Source organism: Candidatus Pelagibacter sp. Uisw_121 (genome assembly GCF_047722545.1).
GTDB lineage: Bacteria > Pseudomonadota > Alphaproteobacteria > Pelagibacterales > Pelagibacteraceae > Pelagibacter.
Genome location: NZ_CP159816.1, coordinates 356,900 through 371,041, shown reverse-complemented (window position 1 = coordinate 371,041; position 14,142 = coordinate 356,900). Strand labels below are relative to the sequence as shown.

Here is a 14,142-nt window from a genome sequence, read left to right as displayed (position 1 = left end):
CCCAACTAAGGGGCCTATTTACTAACTTATAGAGAGAGAGTTAAGTTATTTTGTTAATCTCTAATCGCGTAAGCAATTACTCCTGTTTCAGTAACGTCTGTACCTTTGGCTTGAGCTTCTTTACTCAATCTAATTCCAAAGAGACTATTCATAACTGACCAGACTATGTAAGACACTACAAAAACAAAAATATTAATTGATAAAACTCCAATCAACTGTGCTCCAAATGTTGCGTCTGCATTTGTAATTGGTACTACTAAAGTTCCAAATATACCTGCAAACATATGGGCTGGAATTGCACCTACTACATCATCAAGTTTAAATGAAAATAATAGTTTTGTTCCAAATACAACTATAACACCACCCATTGCACCAATTAATATTGCTGCTAATGGAGATGGGGCTAATGGTTCAGCTGTTATTGCAACTAATCCACCAATTGCACCATTTAACATTTGCACTACATCTGTTTTACCAAACATTAATCTTGTGATCACAGCTGCAGCTAATACGCCCCCACAGGCTGCTAGATTAGTATTAATAAAGATAGATGAAATAGCAACTGCATCAGCAAATGAACCTAATGCTAATTGAGATCCACCATTAAATCCAAACCAACCTAACCATAATACAAACACACCAATAGTAACTAACGGTATTGATGATGCTGCAAATGGTTGAATAGCTTTTGGATTACCTTTATTATCAAATCTACCAAATCTTGGACCAAGTATTATAATACCTGCAAGTGCAGCAGCACCGCCAGTTGAGTGAACTAAAGTTGATCCAGCAAAATCAGAAAATCCGATAGATGCTAACCAGCCTCCACCCCATTGCCATCCCATTACTATAGGATAAATAACACCAGATAAAATTGCTGCAAATAAAAAGAATGGCCATAACTTAATTCTTTCAGCCATTGCTCCTGAGCAAATTGAAACTGTTGTTGCACAAAATACCATTTGGAAAAACCAATCTGATCCAGCAGAGTAGCCTGTTTCTAATGAACTTGTATCTGACCAAGGTGTAAAAGTACCGATATATCCACCTTCTGGTATACCGTATGCTAAGTTGTAACCAACCAACCAAAACATAATTCCTGAAATTGCATACAAACCAATATTTTTTGCACAAATTACAGAAACACTTTTAGAAGTAACCATTCCTGACTCAAGCATTGCAAAACCTGCAGCCATAAACATTACTAAAAATCCGCAAATCAAAAATAGGAGTGTATTAAATACAAATCCTACTTCAGCAGAAACAGTGGTTTCTGCTATTCCAGCACTACTCATGTTTATTAAAAAAAATAAACTAATAAGTGGCACTGATATTTTTTTTATTATTTTTGTCATTAAGACCTCCATGTTTAAGTTTTCACTTATATTTGTAATGGTCTTTAAAACTATTGTTGATTGGGAAATCTAGGTATGCAGTGATTGCATATACTAACAGCCTTGTTACATTTTTGTAAAAGGCTGCTAATGAATTTGGATCTTATTTATTTATTGAACATCTCTTTAAGTGACTTAGCTGGTAAAAACTTTACTTTTTGAGAAGCACCAATTTGAATTTGCTCTCCAGTTCTAGGATTTCTTCCAACTCTAGCTTTTCTTTTTGCAACTTTGTAAGTTCCAAATCCAGCAATTTTTACTGTATCGTCACCTTTTAAAGCATCAAGAATAGTGTTTGTAATAGTGTCAAATGTACGCTCAGCATCAGCTTTACTTAGGTTTAGGGAACCTGAAAGTTGCGTTATTAATTGTTTTTTGTTCATTTATTTAGCTCCGGTTTTATTGGTTATTTTTGTATAATTTACATTAAAGCCCATAAATCAAGCTTTTTATTAGTGTCTCTTAAAAATAAAACCCCAAGATATGGTGATTTATTAAATAAACGTTGATTTTAAAGGATTATTTAAGAAACATAATTATTAAAAAACTTAAATAAACCCACGTCTTTTAGGTCATTAAACGTTGTAAAAAACATCAATGATAGCAATAAAAACATTCCGATTCGAAAAAAACTTTCTTGGGTTTTTTGTGATAAAGGGCGCCCTAATACCTTTTCAATACCGTAAAACATTAAGTGCCCACCATCTAACATTGGAATTGGGAACAAATTTATTAACCCTAAGCTAATAGAAATGTAAGCCATAAGGCTTATAAAAGGTAAAATACCAAATTCAGCAACTTGCCCACTAATTTTTGCTATTCTAATTGGTCCACCTAACTGCGAAGTATCACCATTTCCAACAATCATACTTCCTATATATTTAAGAGAAGATGTGCTTACATAATAAACTTCATTAACCGCATAAAACAATGCTTTAGCAGGACCTAGTTTAACGTGATTTACTTCATTGTTATAAGCTCCAAGCTTAATACCAACCATACGTTTGCTGATTTTATTTCCAAGATTATCTTCTCCATCAACAATATTAGGTTTTACTTTAAAGTTTAGATCATGATCATACCTGTTTACTGTAAAATTGATAAACTCATCAGTAGACATCATGATATATTTTGAAACTTCCATGATACTTTTAACTTTATTGCCATCAATTGAGACCACAATATCATTGTCTTTAAGACCAGCCACCATTGCAGGGCTATCTTTTTGAACTTCATTGATTACAGCTGGAGTAAAGTCTTTGCCTGCAAAGGTATAAACTGAAAAAAATATTAGAATTGCCAATAAAAAATTAGCTAAGGGACCACCAAATACAATTAAAGCTCTTTGATACAAGGGCTTTAGCACAAACAGTTTATCTTGATCTTCTTTACTGTATTCTTTTATAATTTTATCATTGTCAGCTTGACTATAAACATTTCTATCACCAAAAAATTTAACATATCCACCAAGAGGTACTACACAAACCTTCCATCTGGTGCCAGATTTATCATTCCAACCAAACATTTCTTTACCAAAACCTATTGAAAAATCAGTAACCCCTACACCATATCGTTTAGCAAAGTAATAATGCCCATATTCATGAATAAAAACAACTACAACAATTAGAGCTATGAAGGGTAATATGTAAGACAACATGATTATAATTTAATAATACTATTTATTATTCTAATTTCTAGCTTTTAATATTATAGCCTTTTTTAAGTAGTAATGTGACTAGGATTACACAAATCACTAAAAAAAATACCATTGAGCTTATACTGATCCAAATATCAAAATCAGATACACCATAGAAAGAAAATCTTAAGCCATCAATTAAATAAACCACTGGATTAAAGTAAGAGATTGTTTGCCAAAATGGTGGCAACATATCAAGAGAGTATAAACTTCCCCCTAAAAATACCATAGGAGTTATCACCAATGATGGAATGATAGACATCTGCTCAAAATTTTTACTAACAACTCCAATTAAAAATCCAAATAAGGCGAATGTAAAAGAAACTAAAACTAATAAAAATATCATTAACAATGGATATTTAACTGTCACATCCGCAAAAAAAGAAGCAGTTGCATAAATTACAGCACCAACAATTAATGTTTTAGTAGCTCCTGCCCCAACAAAAGCTAGAACAGTTTCAAGTGTTGATATAGGTGCTGCTAAAATCTCGTTAATAGTTCCATTAAATTTTGGAAAAAATATTCCAAACGAAGTGTTACTTATTGATTGAGTTAATAGAGTTAACATTAATAAACCTGGTACAATGTACGATCCATAACTAACGCCATCAATTTTTTCAATATAACCTCCAATAACAGAACCAAATACTACAAAATATAATGATGTGGATATTACTGGTGAAAGAATAGACTGACCTATAGTTCTTATAAATCTATTCATCTCATGAACATATATCGCTTTAAAGCCATAATAATTAAATTTCATTATTTTCCTTTACTAAATCAACAAATATTTTTTCTAATGTGCTTTGCTCTGTTTTTAAATCTTTTAACTTTAAACCAGTATCTTTTAGGTCTTGTAATAAATCTGTAATACCTGTTTTTTTAGCTTGAACATTATAAGTATAAATTAAAGACATATGCTCATCTCCTGTTTCAAGATTATACTTTGATAAATCTTCTGGAAGATCTTTAATTTTTTCTTGTAATTCAATGGTTAGTTTTTTGTGACCCATTTTCTTAATTAATTCTTTTTTGTCTTCTACAACAATAATTTCACCTTGATTAATTACAGCTACACGGTCAGCTATAGCTTCAGCCTCTTCGATATAATGGGTAGTTAAGATAATTGTGACCCCTGTTTTTCTTAGCTCTTCAACAACCATCCACATGTCTCTTCTAAGTTCAACATCTACGCCTGCTGTTGGTTCATCAAGGAATAGTATTTTAGGTTCATGAGACAAAGCTTTTGCAATTAAAACTCTTCTCTTCATGCCACCTGACAATTGTCTCAGTCTTTGATCTTTTTTATCCCACAAACTTAAATCTTTTAAAATTTTTTCAATGTGCTCTGGTTTGGGTGGCTTTCCATACAATCCTCTGGAATAAGAGACGGTATCAAAAACAGTTTCAAAGGATTCTAGGTTTAATTCTTGAGGAACAAGCCCTATTCTTGATCTTGTCTCTCTATAATCTTTTATAATATCAAAATTATCAATTGTAACTGTGCCTGAAGAGGGTTTAACAATTCCACAAATAATACTGATTAAACTTGTTTTGCCCGCACCATTTGGTCCAAGCATTGCAAGAATTTCACCTTGTTTTACTTTAAGGCTAACATTATTAAGAGCTTTAAAGTCATTATCGTAAATTTTAGATAAGTCTTTAATAGATATTTGAATTTCTGACATTTATTGATCTGTATATAGTCATAAACAAGGTTAATTCAACAAACGTGATTATTTAGTTCTTTATTCCACTTCTTAATGTTTATAATTTGGGGTTAAAATTTGACTTAATTTAATTATTTCTTTAATTTGCTTTTATATTCTTTTTTTTAAGAATATCAGTTTCTGGGGTGCTGTGAAAAGCTGAGAATATACCCAAAGAACCTGTTGTATAATCACAACGAAGGGATGAAATGAACACAATTTATTTAGATCAATCAACTACTATTATTACTCTACTATTAACCTCATTAGCTTTTGCTGCTATTGGAATAGTTTATTCAAGAGGTAAACTTTCAATTAACTCATATTTAAATGCAGATAGATCAATTGGCAAAAGATCTTTAACTGCATCCTTGGTTGCATCATGTTTTGGTGTGTGGATTTTAATTGGTCCATCAGAAGCTGCGACTTGGGGTGGGTTGGGTGCTATAATTGGTTATGGCTTAGGTCAAGCTCTACCCTTCTTAGCCTTTATTACTATTGGTCAGCGAATGAGAAAAATTATGCCTAATGGTAATACTCTTACTCAATTTGTTCTAATTAGATTTGGTAAAGCTATGTTTCGTTTAGTTTTAATATTAACAATAATGTACATGTTTGTTTATTTTGCAGCTGAAGTAACAGCGATCGCAAAAGTTGTTAACTTAATGTCAGGGTTTCCTCTTTGGCAAACCTCTCTTGTAATAATTGTTTCCACTCTATCTTACACTCTTTATGGAGGACTTAGAGCTTCAATTTTCACAGATAAAATTCAATTTATTATAATTATGATCTTATTAATATTTGCTATCAATCATATTTTTAATTCTGGAAATAACACTTTTTCTATGAATTTAATTAATGAAAAAGCTGGTACATTAATGAGTGGTAAATATTTTTATGGCTATACTGCCGGCTTAACTTTCTTCATTGCAGTTTTTGCAACCAACTTATTTGATCAAGGTGTTTGGCAAAGAGTATTTGCAGCAAAAAGTTCAGATGATTTAAGAAAAGGATTTATGTCTGCCTTCTTTATTGTAATTCCATTTATGCTTATTTTAGGTTTCTTTGGAATTCTTGCAGTATCAGTTGATAAAGCAGCAGACCCTAGTACTTTATTCTTTACTCTTTTATTAGAGCCGTTTACTGAAATTAATTCTTTGTTAACTATCTCAATATTAATTTTAGTTTTAGCCTTAGTGATTAGTAGTATGGATACACTTATTAATGCACTTTCAAGTACGATTACTATTGAGGGAAATAAGTTTATTAGTTTAAAAAATAAGAATAGTTATCTAACGCTTTCTAAATACTTAATATGTGGTTTATCTGTAATTGTTTTTTTGATCGCATCTAAAGGTTACAGCGTCTTATTTATGTTTTTATTTGCTGATTTGTTATGCTGTGCTGCAGTATTTCCTATTTTTTATGGAATGTTCAAAGGTGATGTTGATGAAAAACTTTCTTTAATTTCAGTTATAATTGGACTGATATCTGGATTACTTTTATTTCCTAACCAAACTTTCGATAAAAGTATTTTAATTGGTGGATTGTTTTCAGCTGAAGCATTTCCAATTTGGATATCTACAGCATTATTATTTTGGTCATTTATTTTAGCAACATTTACACCAATGATTACAGTGATGCTCTTTAAAAAAAATAGTAACTTTAACTTTTCCAAGATTAAAACTTCAATTAAGGAATAGTGAGTATTTATAATAATAAAAAAACCTTTTTTTATAAATTAAAGAGTAGCTGCAAGAAGGAATGGTCTGAATACACTAATCATAGATTTTTATCTGATCTAATAAGCAATAAACTGCCTGATAAAAATTTTAAAAATTACTTAGTTCAAGATTATGTTTTCTTACAGCAATTTCTTAAAATTTTAGCTCTTAGTGTTTATAAGTCTAAGAACTTTGAGGAAATTAATAGATCTGTAAATTTTATTAAGGGAATTGATCATGAAATCAAACTCCACATCAATTATTGTAAAAAATGGAAGATACCTCTTAAATCTCTTAATAACATTATAGTAGAGAAAGCTAATAGTTCTTATACCGATCATGTACTCAGTGTGGGTAAAAATGGTGACAATTTTGATATCTTCTCATGCCTATCAGTATGTATCATTGGCTATGGTGAGATTGGGTTTAATCTTTCTAAAATTAAAAACTGGAAAAAAAGTAAATATAGTTCTTGGATTAAAATGTATTCTTCAAAAGAATACCAACAAGTAGCTAAAGACAATATTGATTATTTGGATATTCTCTTAAAAAATAATAAGATTAAAAAATTAAATAAACTTAAAAGAAACTTTAAAAAATCAACTATCCTTGAAAGAAATTTTTGGGAAAGTTTTGTCTAAATTTTTAGTTGCTTAAAATTTCTAGAGGTAAAGGGGCTTCTGGGTACTTTTCCTTGCAAAGTTTTTCATAATTTTTGCAAAGGGTACTTACCGTATTATGCGCTTCATCTTTTGAAGTTAAAAATTTAATTAAAGTATCTCTCTCAAGTTCAATTTCTTTAATATCCTCTCCACTTAAATATTCACCTGTCTCAACTTCCCAATAAGTATCATTTAATTCCTCAAATTTTAATGTGTTAAGTTTTCTTTGAAGTTCAATAATAATCTCATCATCTGTTTTACTTTCCTTCATTGGAGAGTTTGCTAATTTTCCTAAACACTTATCTTTAAGATCATCTAAAAAAGTGTTGTAGGGTTTACCTTCAGCTAAACCTTGAAAGTGATTGCTTTCAAAGTATTTACTAATTGCAGCATTCGTAGATATTTTATTTTTACCCTTAGCAACTGCAACTTGGACATAAACTTCCTGACTAATGTATTCATTTAAATAGTCTTTAATTTTATCCGATAACATTAGTTTAAAAATATTACAGAGTGTTTAATGGGTCAGCATATTCATGTCCAAAAACATCAGCAACAGCTTTATACGTTACTTGACCTTTACAAACATTTAATCCTGCAAGTAAATGTTTGTCATCACTTAATGCTTTAGCGTAACCATTATTTGCTATTTTAACTAAATGCGGAAGTGTTGCGTTGTTTAATGCAATAGTTGAAGTTCTTGGAACTCCACCTGGCATATTTGCTACACAGTAATGAATAACGTCATCAATGATATAAGTTGGATCACCATGAGTTGTTGGTTTGCTCGTCTCAACACAACCCCCTTGATCAATTGCAACATCAACAATTACAGATCCTCTTTTCATTAATTTTAACATTGGTTTAGTAACTAATTTTGGAGCTTCAGCACCTGGAATTAAAACACCTCCAATTAAAAGATCTGCTTCAGCAACTAATTTATTTAAATCAATTTTATCACTTTGTTCTGGAATAATTTTATCACCAAACATTTCAACAAGTTGTTTTAGCCTTGCTTCAGATTTATCAACGATATGAACTTTAGCTCTCATACCAGTTGCAATCACAGCAGCATTTTCACCAACAACACCACCACCTAAAATAACAACCGTTCCTCCTTCAACTCCAGGAGCGCCGCCTAATAAAAGTCCTCTACCATTTTGATTTTTTTCTAAACAATGTGCGCCTGCTTGAACTGACATACGTCCAGCAACCGCACTCATTGGTGCAAGTAATGGTAGTCTTCCATTATCATCTGTCACCGTTTCATAGGCTATACAAACACCTTTAGATTTAATTAGTCCCTCAGTTAATTCTTTCGCTGCTGCTAAATGTAAATAAGTATAAACAATTTGATTTTCTCTTATCATCTTAACTTCACCTGATTGGGGCTCTTTTACTTTAACAATAATATCTGCATCATTGAAAATATCTTCAGCTTTATCAATGATTTTAGCACCAACACTTGTGTATTGTTCGTTTTCGAAACCAGCTTCAAATCCACCGTTGTTTTCAACTAAAACTTCATGACCTTCTGATATTAAAGTTTTAACACTGTCGGGTGTTAATCCAATACGATGTTCTTGTGGTTTGATTTCTTTAGGTACGCCTATCTTCATAACAAATATCTCCCTCTTGGTACTTTAATTTTTTTAAAGTCTTAGTTTTTTTGATTTTTTTGATAGTTGGTAATACCAGTTCTTAACTTATCAATAATTTCATCAATATGTTTTTCTTCACAAATGAATTGAGGAGCTATAATTAAACAGTCCCCAGTTGCTTTAAAGTTAACACCTGCTTCATAACAGGCTTTAAAGCATTCCAGTCCAGCTTTTCCTGGTTTTGTGTTTAGCTTCATATCAATTCCACCCATCATTCCATATCCTCTTATATTATCTACAGACTCTAGATCTTGTAGAGAGAATAAACCTTTTTGAAAATAAGGAGCTAAATTTTTTGCTCTATTAAAAATATCATCTTTTTCAAAAATATCTTGAACTGCTAATGCAGCAGCAACAGCTACAGGAATTCCTGAGTAGGTATAACCATGGAATAATTCAACAGCACCTTTTGGTGATGCATCCATTACTGCGTCATAAATAAAATCATTACACGCAACAACACCCATAGGCACAACACCATTTGTTGTAGCTTTAGCCATTGTCATAATATCTGGTGTTACACCAAATTCATCCGCACCAAATTTAGAACCAGTTCTACCCCAACCTGTTATTACTTCATCAAAAATTAAAAGTATTCCATGATTGTCACAAATTTCTCTAAGCTTTTGTAAATACCCTTTTGGTGGAACCAGTGTTCCAGTTGAACCAGCAATTGGTTCGACAATACAAGCGGCAATATTTTCACCACCAAAGTTTGCACAAATTGATTCTAGATCGTTTGCTAAATAATCTCCAGTTTCTGGTTGACCACTTACAAATTTATGTTCAGGTAAATGAGTATGTCTGATGTGTTGAACACCTGGCATCAAAACACTTGCAAATGCTTTAACGTTATTCACCATTCCACCAACTGATATACAGCCAATATTCATTCCATGATAACCACGTTCACGTCCTACAAACCTATATCTTTCTGCATGACCTTTAGCTCTATGATAAGCTATAGCAATTTTAAGTGCAGTCTCAACAGCTGTTGATCCACAGATAGTGTAAAACATTTTATTTAAATCGCCTGGTGTGTGTTTTGCAATTTTTGAAGCAAGTTCAAATGAACCACCAAAACCTTGTTGAAATGGTTGTGCGTAGTCTAATGTTTCTAATTGTTTAGTAACAGCTTCTGTAATTTCTCTTCTTCCATGACCAAGTGGATTACAAAATAAACCTGAGCTCGCATCTATTTGTGTTTTTCCATGGTGAGTGGTTAGATAAACTCCTTTAGCTGCTGTAATTAATCTTGGGTTTGCTTTAAAATCTTTATTAGACGTAAAAGGCATCCAATGTTCATTTAATGAATTAGGTACTGAAGTTCTATTTTCTGAGCTCATGTTTTTCTCTATTTAATAAATTCTTTTTCTCACTAATAGACTAAATTAAAAGGTTTTCTATAGTTATTTTTAGTCACTAAGTAGTTTTTTCTATCATTTTAAATACTACAACCTCAGGGTGTGTATATGTTTTTTGTTTTACATCTCATCAGAATTGAATTTTAATGACTCTAATTTAATTAAATTAACAGAGGAATAATAATGAAAAAAATAATTGGTTTTATTCTTGGTACTGTAGTTGCTCTTAACCTTTCTATGTCAGTTGCTAACGCTGCTGCTAAAGAAGTTAGAGTTGCGTTCTTTTTAGAATGGCCTACTCCAAACCAAGAAGACAAAGTTAAAATGATGTTTGATAAAGCTCTAGGTGTTCCAGTAAAATGGACTAACTTTTCAAACGGTGGTGCAATGACTGACGCTATGTTAGCAGGAGATATAGATATCTCTTACTCACAAGGTTTAGTGCCATTTATTAATGCTGTTAAATCTAAAGCTCCGTTAAAACTTGTAGACGTTGCTATGGAATACGGAATGGGTGGTACAACTTGTGTTACATCTAAAGCTTCTGGTATTACATCAGCGAACGGCTCTGAGTTAGAAGGCAAAAAAGTTGCAGTTCCTCTAGGAACTATGGCTGAGTATGTTTTTGATGAAAGTATGAAAGTTGTTGGTGCTGATAAAAGCAAAATGACTGTTATTCAAATGGACCCTGAAGAAGGTGCTGCTGCACTAGTTTCTGGTGACGTTTCAATGGCTTGTTTATTTGGCGGTAACTCTATTAAAGCAGCTTTAACTGTTGGTACAAGATTGTTAACAGTTCAAGCAGCTCGAGATGCAGGTATCAAAGGTATCGATATTACATCTGTTACTGATAAATTTATGAAAGAAAATCCAGGAATGCTGAGAACTTTCATAGAAGTAACTCATGAAGCTAATGCTAGATACGCAGCTGGTAAAAGTGATATGAATGTAATCGCAAAAGATGCTGAGATGAAACTTGGAGATATGAAGGAAACTTTAGGTGGATTTGTATTCTTGAATGCTACAGATACTAAAAAATCTATGGAATCAGGTGGAACTCTTGATGGTTTCTTAAAAGGAATGGGTACTCCTAAAGGAGCAGTAGATACGAGCTTTTTACCTCTATAATTTAGAGAGTAAGATAAAATTAAATAGGCACCAATTTATTAAATTGGTGCCTATTTTTTTAAATAAAATTTAATATAAATTTATTTCTATGAGTGATTTAATTTCTCAAAATCTAAACATGATCTTTAAAACTCCAAAAGGAGAAACTGTTCATGCATTAAAAGATGTAAATTTCACACTTAAAAAAGGAGAACTTTTAACTGTTCTTGGTCCTTCTGGATGTGGAAAAACAACTTTACTAAATATTACAGCTGGCTTTCTTAGACCAACTTCAGGAGTAATTACTCTTAACGGAAATGAAATTAACGGCCCTGGTGTTGAAAGAGGAATGGTTTTTCAACAAGGTGCTTTATTTGAATGGTTAACAGTTGCAGAAAATGTTGACTTTGGCTTGAGAATGAAAAAAGAAGATCCAATTAAAACAGCAAAAAAAGTTGAGGAATGGTTAAATATAGTTGGCTTACAAGGCTTTGGAGATACACCTACTTATCAATTATCTGGCGGTATGCAGCAAAGAGTTGCTCTTGCACGATGTTTAATTAATGATCCAGATTTAATTTTAATGGATGAACCTTTGGGGGCACTAGACGCACTAACAAGAGAAAAGATGCAGTCGTTAGTCTTAAAAATCTGGAAAGAAACTGGAAAAACAATTATTTTAATTACCCACTCAGTTGAGGAAGCTTTGTTACTTGGAGAAAGATTATATGTAATGGCACCAAGACCAGGCAGAATACATAAGGAGTATAAACTACCCTTTGCTTCAATGGGGATAGACGGTGATTTAAGAGAAATTAAAAAAACCAAAGATTTTGGAAGTAAAAGAGAAGAAATTCTAACCATGATTTGGAACATGGAAGAAGAAATAATGGGTAAAGAGATTTAATATGATTACAGGTATTATAACATTTTTAATTATATTTGCAGTTATAGGTTCTATCCTTTATGGAATAAAATTAGCCAAGACTGAAAAAATAGATGCTGTTTTTGGGAACCCTGAAAGAGCCAAAGGTGGGGCCCACTGGATTATTGTTGGAAGTAGCTTTTTATTAATAGCATGGCTTTATTATTCATGGGATTTAGCAAAGTCTTTTTATCCTCAGTCTGCTAATGAACTTTGCCAAGTTGCAAAAGTAAATGACTCGATGCTTTCATTAAAGTATTTGTTTCCAATAAATGAAAGGGAATTTAAAAGTACTTCAATTATTAAGGCTGAAAATAGTAATATTGAAAAATTAACTAATGAAATTAGAAATTCATCAGTAATAAGAAATCAAGATAAAGATAGACTTTTAGGTTTTATTCAAAAAACTAAAAGAACGATTCCATTGTTAACTAATGAGGACCTTCTTGAAAATGAAACAAAAATTAAGATCAGTGAACTAACTAATAGAATAGCTTGGTTAACAGAGGATTTCCAAAAGATAAGTTATCCACCAATAAAAAGTCTTGAAGAAGAAAATGCGAGAATTGAAGCTTTAAAAATACAAGGTGGATGGGGATCTTCAGGAACAGCTGTAGAAAATACAATTGAAATTCCAACTATTCCTGAAACTAAAAAAGGATTAAAGTTTGATGCTGCAGCAAAAGAATTAACTTTAATTAGTGATGATTTTTTCAAATTAAGAAATCATAATTCACAATACAAATCTTTGATGAAAGAAATCAAAGATGGAATAAAAAAATATAGATCAGAACTAGATGACACGCAAGAGGTGGCATCAATATTAGCAAAAGATGTACTTAAAATTGCAAGAAGAATTGAGTACGCAAGCATATTTCCTCCAAAAACTCTTGATACTATGCAACAAGCAATTTTAGAATTTGATGTTATTCAAAAAAAAGAACAAGGAAATCTAAGATTAATTGATATATTTTTATTTCCAACTGGAACAATAATTTCAAGTGGTCCTAATTGTTCAGAGCAAGGTTCTGGCAGGTGGCTACCTAAACCATCAGATACTTTAAAAAAATTTACACTTTTATTAAAACCAAGTGTTGGATTTAAAAATATTCCGCTGATTTGGTACGAAATGATGGATGTTAGTAAAGTTGTTGGCTTTATTTTACCAGATTGGATAGCAGATATTATCCCTGGTAAATACCCAGTTCATAGTGATGATGGAACTGTAAAACCAAATTTTAAAAGTAAAGTTTTAAATGTTGCTACTGGTGAATTTACATTATTCAAAATACCTGTCCCAATGGGACATATTTGGGACTCTTTTTTAAGAGTATTTTTAGGTTTAATTCTTGGAATAATATTTGGTGTACCACTTGGCTTATTGATGGGTTTAAATAGATTTGCTAAAGGGTTCTTTGATCCATTAATTGAACTTTACAGACCAGTTCCTCCACTTGCTTGGGCTCCTCTTGTTATTACTGTATTTGGAATTGATAACGTTGGAAAAGTATTCCTATTATTTATGGTTTCATTTTCAATTATGATCATCTCTGCTAGAGCTGGTGCTTCTGGAACTCAATTATCTAAAATTCATGCCTCTCACTCACTTGGTGCATCGAGATGGCAAATATTAAGATATGTTATTTTTCCAAACTCTTTACCTGAGATTTTAACAGGTGTTAGAGTTGCTGTTGGAATGTGTTGGGGGACTTTGGTTGCAGCTGAGTTTTTAGCAGGTACTACAGGTATCGGATTTGTTGAAAACGTTGCTAAAAAATATTTTCAATATGAAGTTATTTGGATAACTATTTTTGTAATGGGTATGCTTGGTCTTTTATTTGATATTGCTTTAAGAAAAATAATTACCAAAACAATTCCATGGCATGGTAAAGGTTAA

Annotated in this window: 13 protein-coding genes and 1 riboswitch; of the genes, 5 read left to right on the top strand and 8 right to left on the bottom strand. The window is 31.8% G+C overall.

The window, feature by feature from the left end:
- Positions 1–53 precede the first annotated feature (53 nt).
- The 5 genes from ABXT52_RS02035 to ABXT52_RS02015 form a co-directional block, all read right to left on the bottom strand.
- The gene (locus ABXT52_RS02035; protein ID WP_415272226.1) at positions 54–1,355 is read right to left on the bottom strand and encodes an ammonium transporter; all 1,302 of its coding nucleotides are present in this window, start codon (positions 1,353–1,355) and stop codon (positions 54–56) included.
- Positions 1,356–1,501: 146 nt separating this feature from the next.
- Positions 1,502–1,777 carry an HU family DNA-binding protein gene (locus ABXT52_RS02030; RefSeq protein ID WP_415272225.1) on the bottom strand — a complete coding sequence of 92 codons (276 nt, stop codon included), beginning with the start codon at positions 1,775–1,777 and terminating at the stop codon, positions 1,502–1,504.
- A 140-nt stretch (positions 1,778–1,917) separates the two neighbouring features.
- On the bottom strand, positions 1,918–3,051 hold the full coding sequence (gene rseP, locus ABXT52_RS02025; protein ID WP_415272224.1) for an RIP metalloprotease RseP: 1,134 nt from the start codon (positions 3,049–3,051) through the stop codon (positions 1,918–1,920).
- A 37-nt stretch (positions 3,052–3,088) separates the two neighbouring features.
- On the bottom strand, positions 3,089–3,856 hold the full coding sequence (locus ABXT52_RS02020; protein ID WP_415272223.1) for an ABC transporter permease: 768 nt from the start codon (positions 3,854–3,856) through the stop codon (positions 3,089–3,091).
- Positions 3,846–4,781 (bottom strand): ABC transporter ATP-binding protein, encoded by a 936-nt coding sequence (locus tag ABXT52_RS02015; RefSeq protein ID WP_415272222.1) that lies wholly within the window; start codon positions 4,779–4,781, stop codon positions 3,846–3,848. The genes ABXT52_RS02020 and ABXT52_RS02015 overlap by 11 nt, the downstream gene beginning before the upstream one ends.
- A 153-nt stretch (positions 4,782–4,934) precedes the next feature.
- A riboswitch (TPP riboswitch) is annotated at positions 4,935–5,025 on the top strand.
- Between ABXT52_RS02015 and ABXT52_RS02010 the strand changes: the two genes are divergently transcribed.
- Both ABXT52_RS02010 and ABXT52_RS02005 read left to right on the top strand, forming a co-directional pair.
- Positions 5,012–6,505, top strand: a complete 1,494-nt coding sequence (locus ABXT52_RS02010; protein ID WP_415272221.1) for a sodium:solute symporter family transporter — start codon at positions 5,012–5,014, stop codon at positions 6,503–6,505. Its footprint overlaps the riboswitch before it by 14 nt.
- The gene (locus ABXT52_RS02005) at positions 6,505–7,167 is read left to right on the top strand and encodes a TenA family protein (RefSeq protein ID WP_415272220.1); all 663 of its coding nucleotides are present in this window, start codon (positions 6,505–6,507) and stop codon (positions 7,165–7,167) included. The genes ABXT52_RS02010 and ABXT52_RS02005 overlap by 1 nt, the downstream gene beginning before the upstream one ends.
- A 4-nt stretch (positions 7,168–7,171) precedes the next feature.
- On the opposite strand, the gene ABXT52_RS02000 is transcribed toward ABXT52_RS02005, so the two are convergent.
- From ABXT52_RS02000 to ABXT52_RS01990, 3 genes are read right to left on the bottom strand one after another with little or no spacing between them, the layout of a single operon-like run.
- A complete protein-coding gene (locus ABXT52_RS02000) occupies positions 7,172–7,681 on the bottom strand; it encodes a hypothetical protein (protein WP_415272219.1) in 510 nt (169 codons plus the stop codon).
- 13 nt (positions 7,682–7,694) lie between these two features.
- Positions 7,695–8,807: an alanine dehydrogenase gene (gene ald, locus ABXT52_RS01995; protein WP_415272218.1), complete on the bottom strand. Its 1,113-nt coding sequence runs from the start codon at positions 8,805–8,807 to the stop codon at positions 7,695–7,697.
- Between the two features lie 41 nt (positions 8,808–8,848).
- Positions 8,849–10,195: an aminotransferase class III-fold pyridoxal phosphate-dependent enzyme gene (locus ABXT52_RS01990; RefSeq protein ID WP_415272217.1), complete on the bottom strand. Its 1,347-nt coding sequence runs from the start codon at positions 10,193–10,195 to the stop codon at positions 8,849–8,851.
- Between the two features lie 201 nt (positions 10,196–10,396).
- Between ABXT52_RS01990 and ABXT52_RS01985 the strand changes: the two genes are divergently transcribed.
- From ABXT52_RS01985 to ABXT52_RS01975, 3 genes are all read left to right on the top strand, one after another.
- Positions 10,397–11,341 carry an ABC transporter substrate-binding protein gene (locus ABXT52_RS01985; protein WP_415272216.1) on the top strand — a complete coding sequence of 315 codons (945 nt, stop codon included), beginning with the start codon at positions 10,397–10,399 and terminating at the stop codon, positions 11,339–11,341.
- Positions 11,342–11,429: 88 nt separating this feature from the next.
- Entirely contained in the window at positions 11,430–12,227 is a 798-nt protein-coding gene (locus tag ABXT52_RS01980; protein WP_415272215.1) for an ATP-binding cassette domain-containing protein, read from the top strand.
- A 1-nt stretch (position 12,228) separates the two neighbouring features.
- Positions 12,229–14,142, top strand: a complete 1,914-nt coding sequence (locus ABXT52_RS01975) for an ABC transporter permease subunit (RefSeq protein ID WP_415272214.1) — start codon at positions 12,229–12,231, stop codon at positions 14,140–14,142.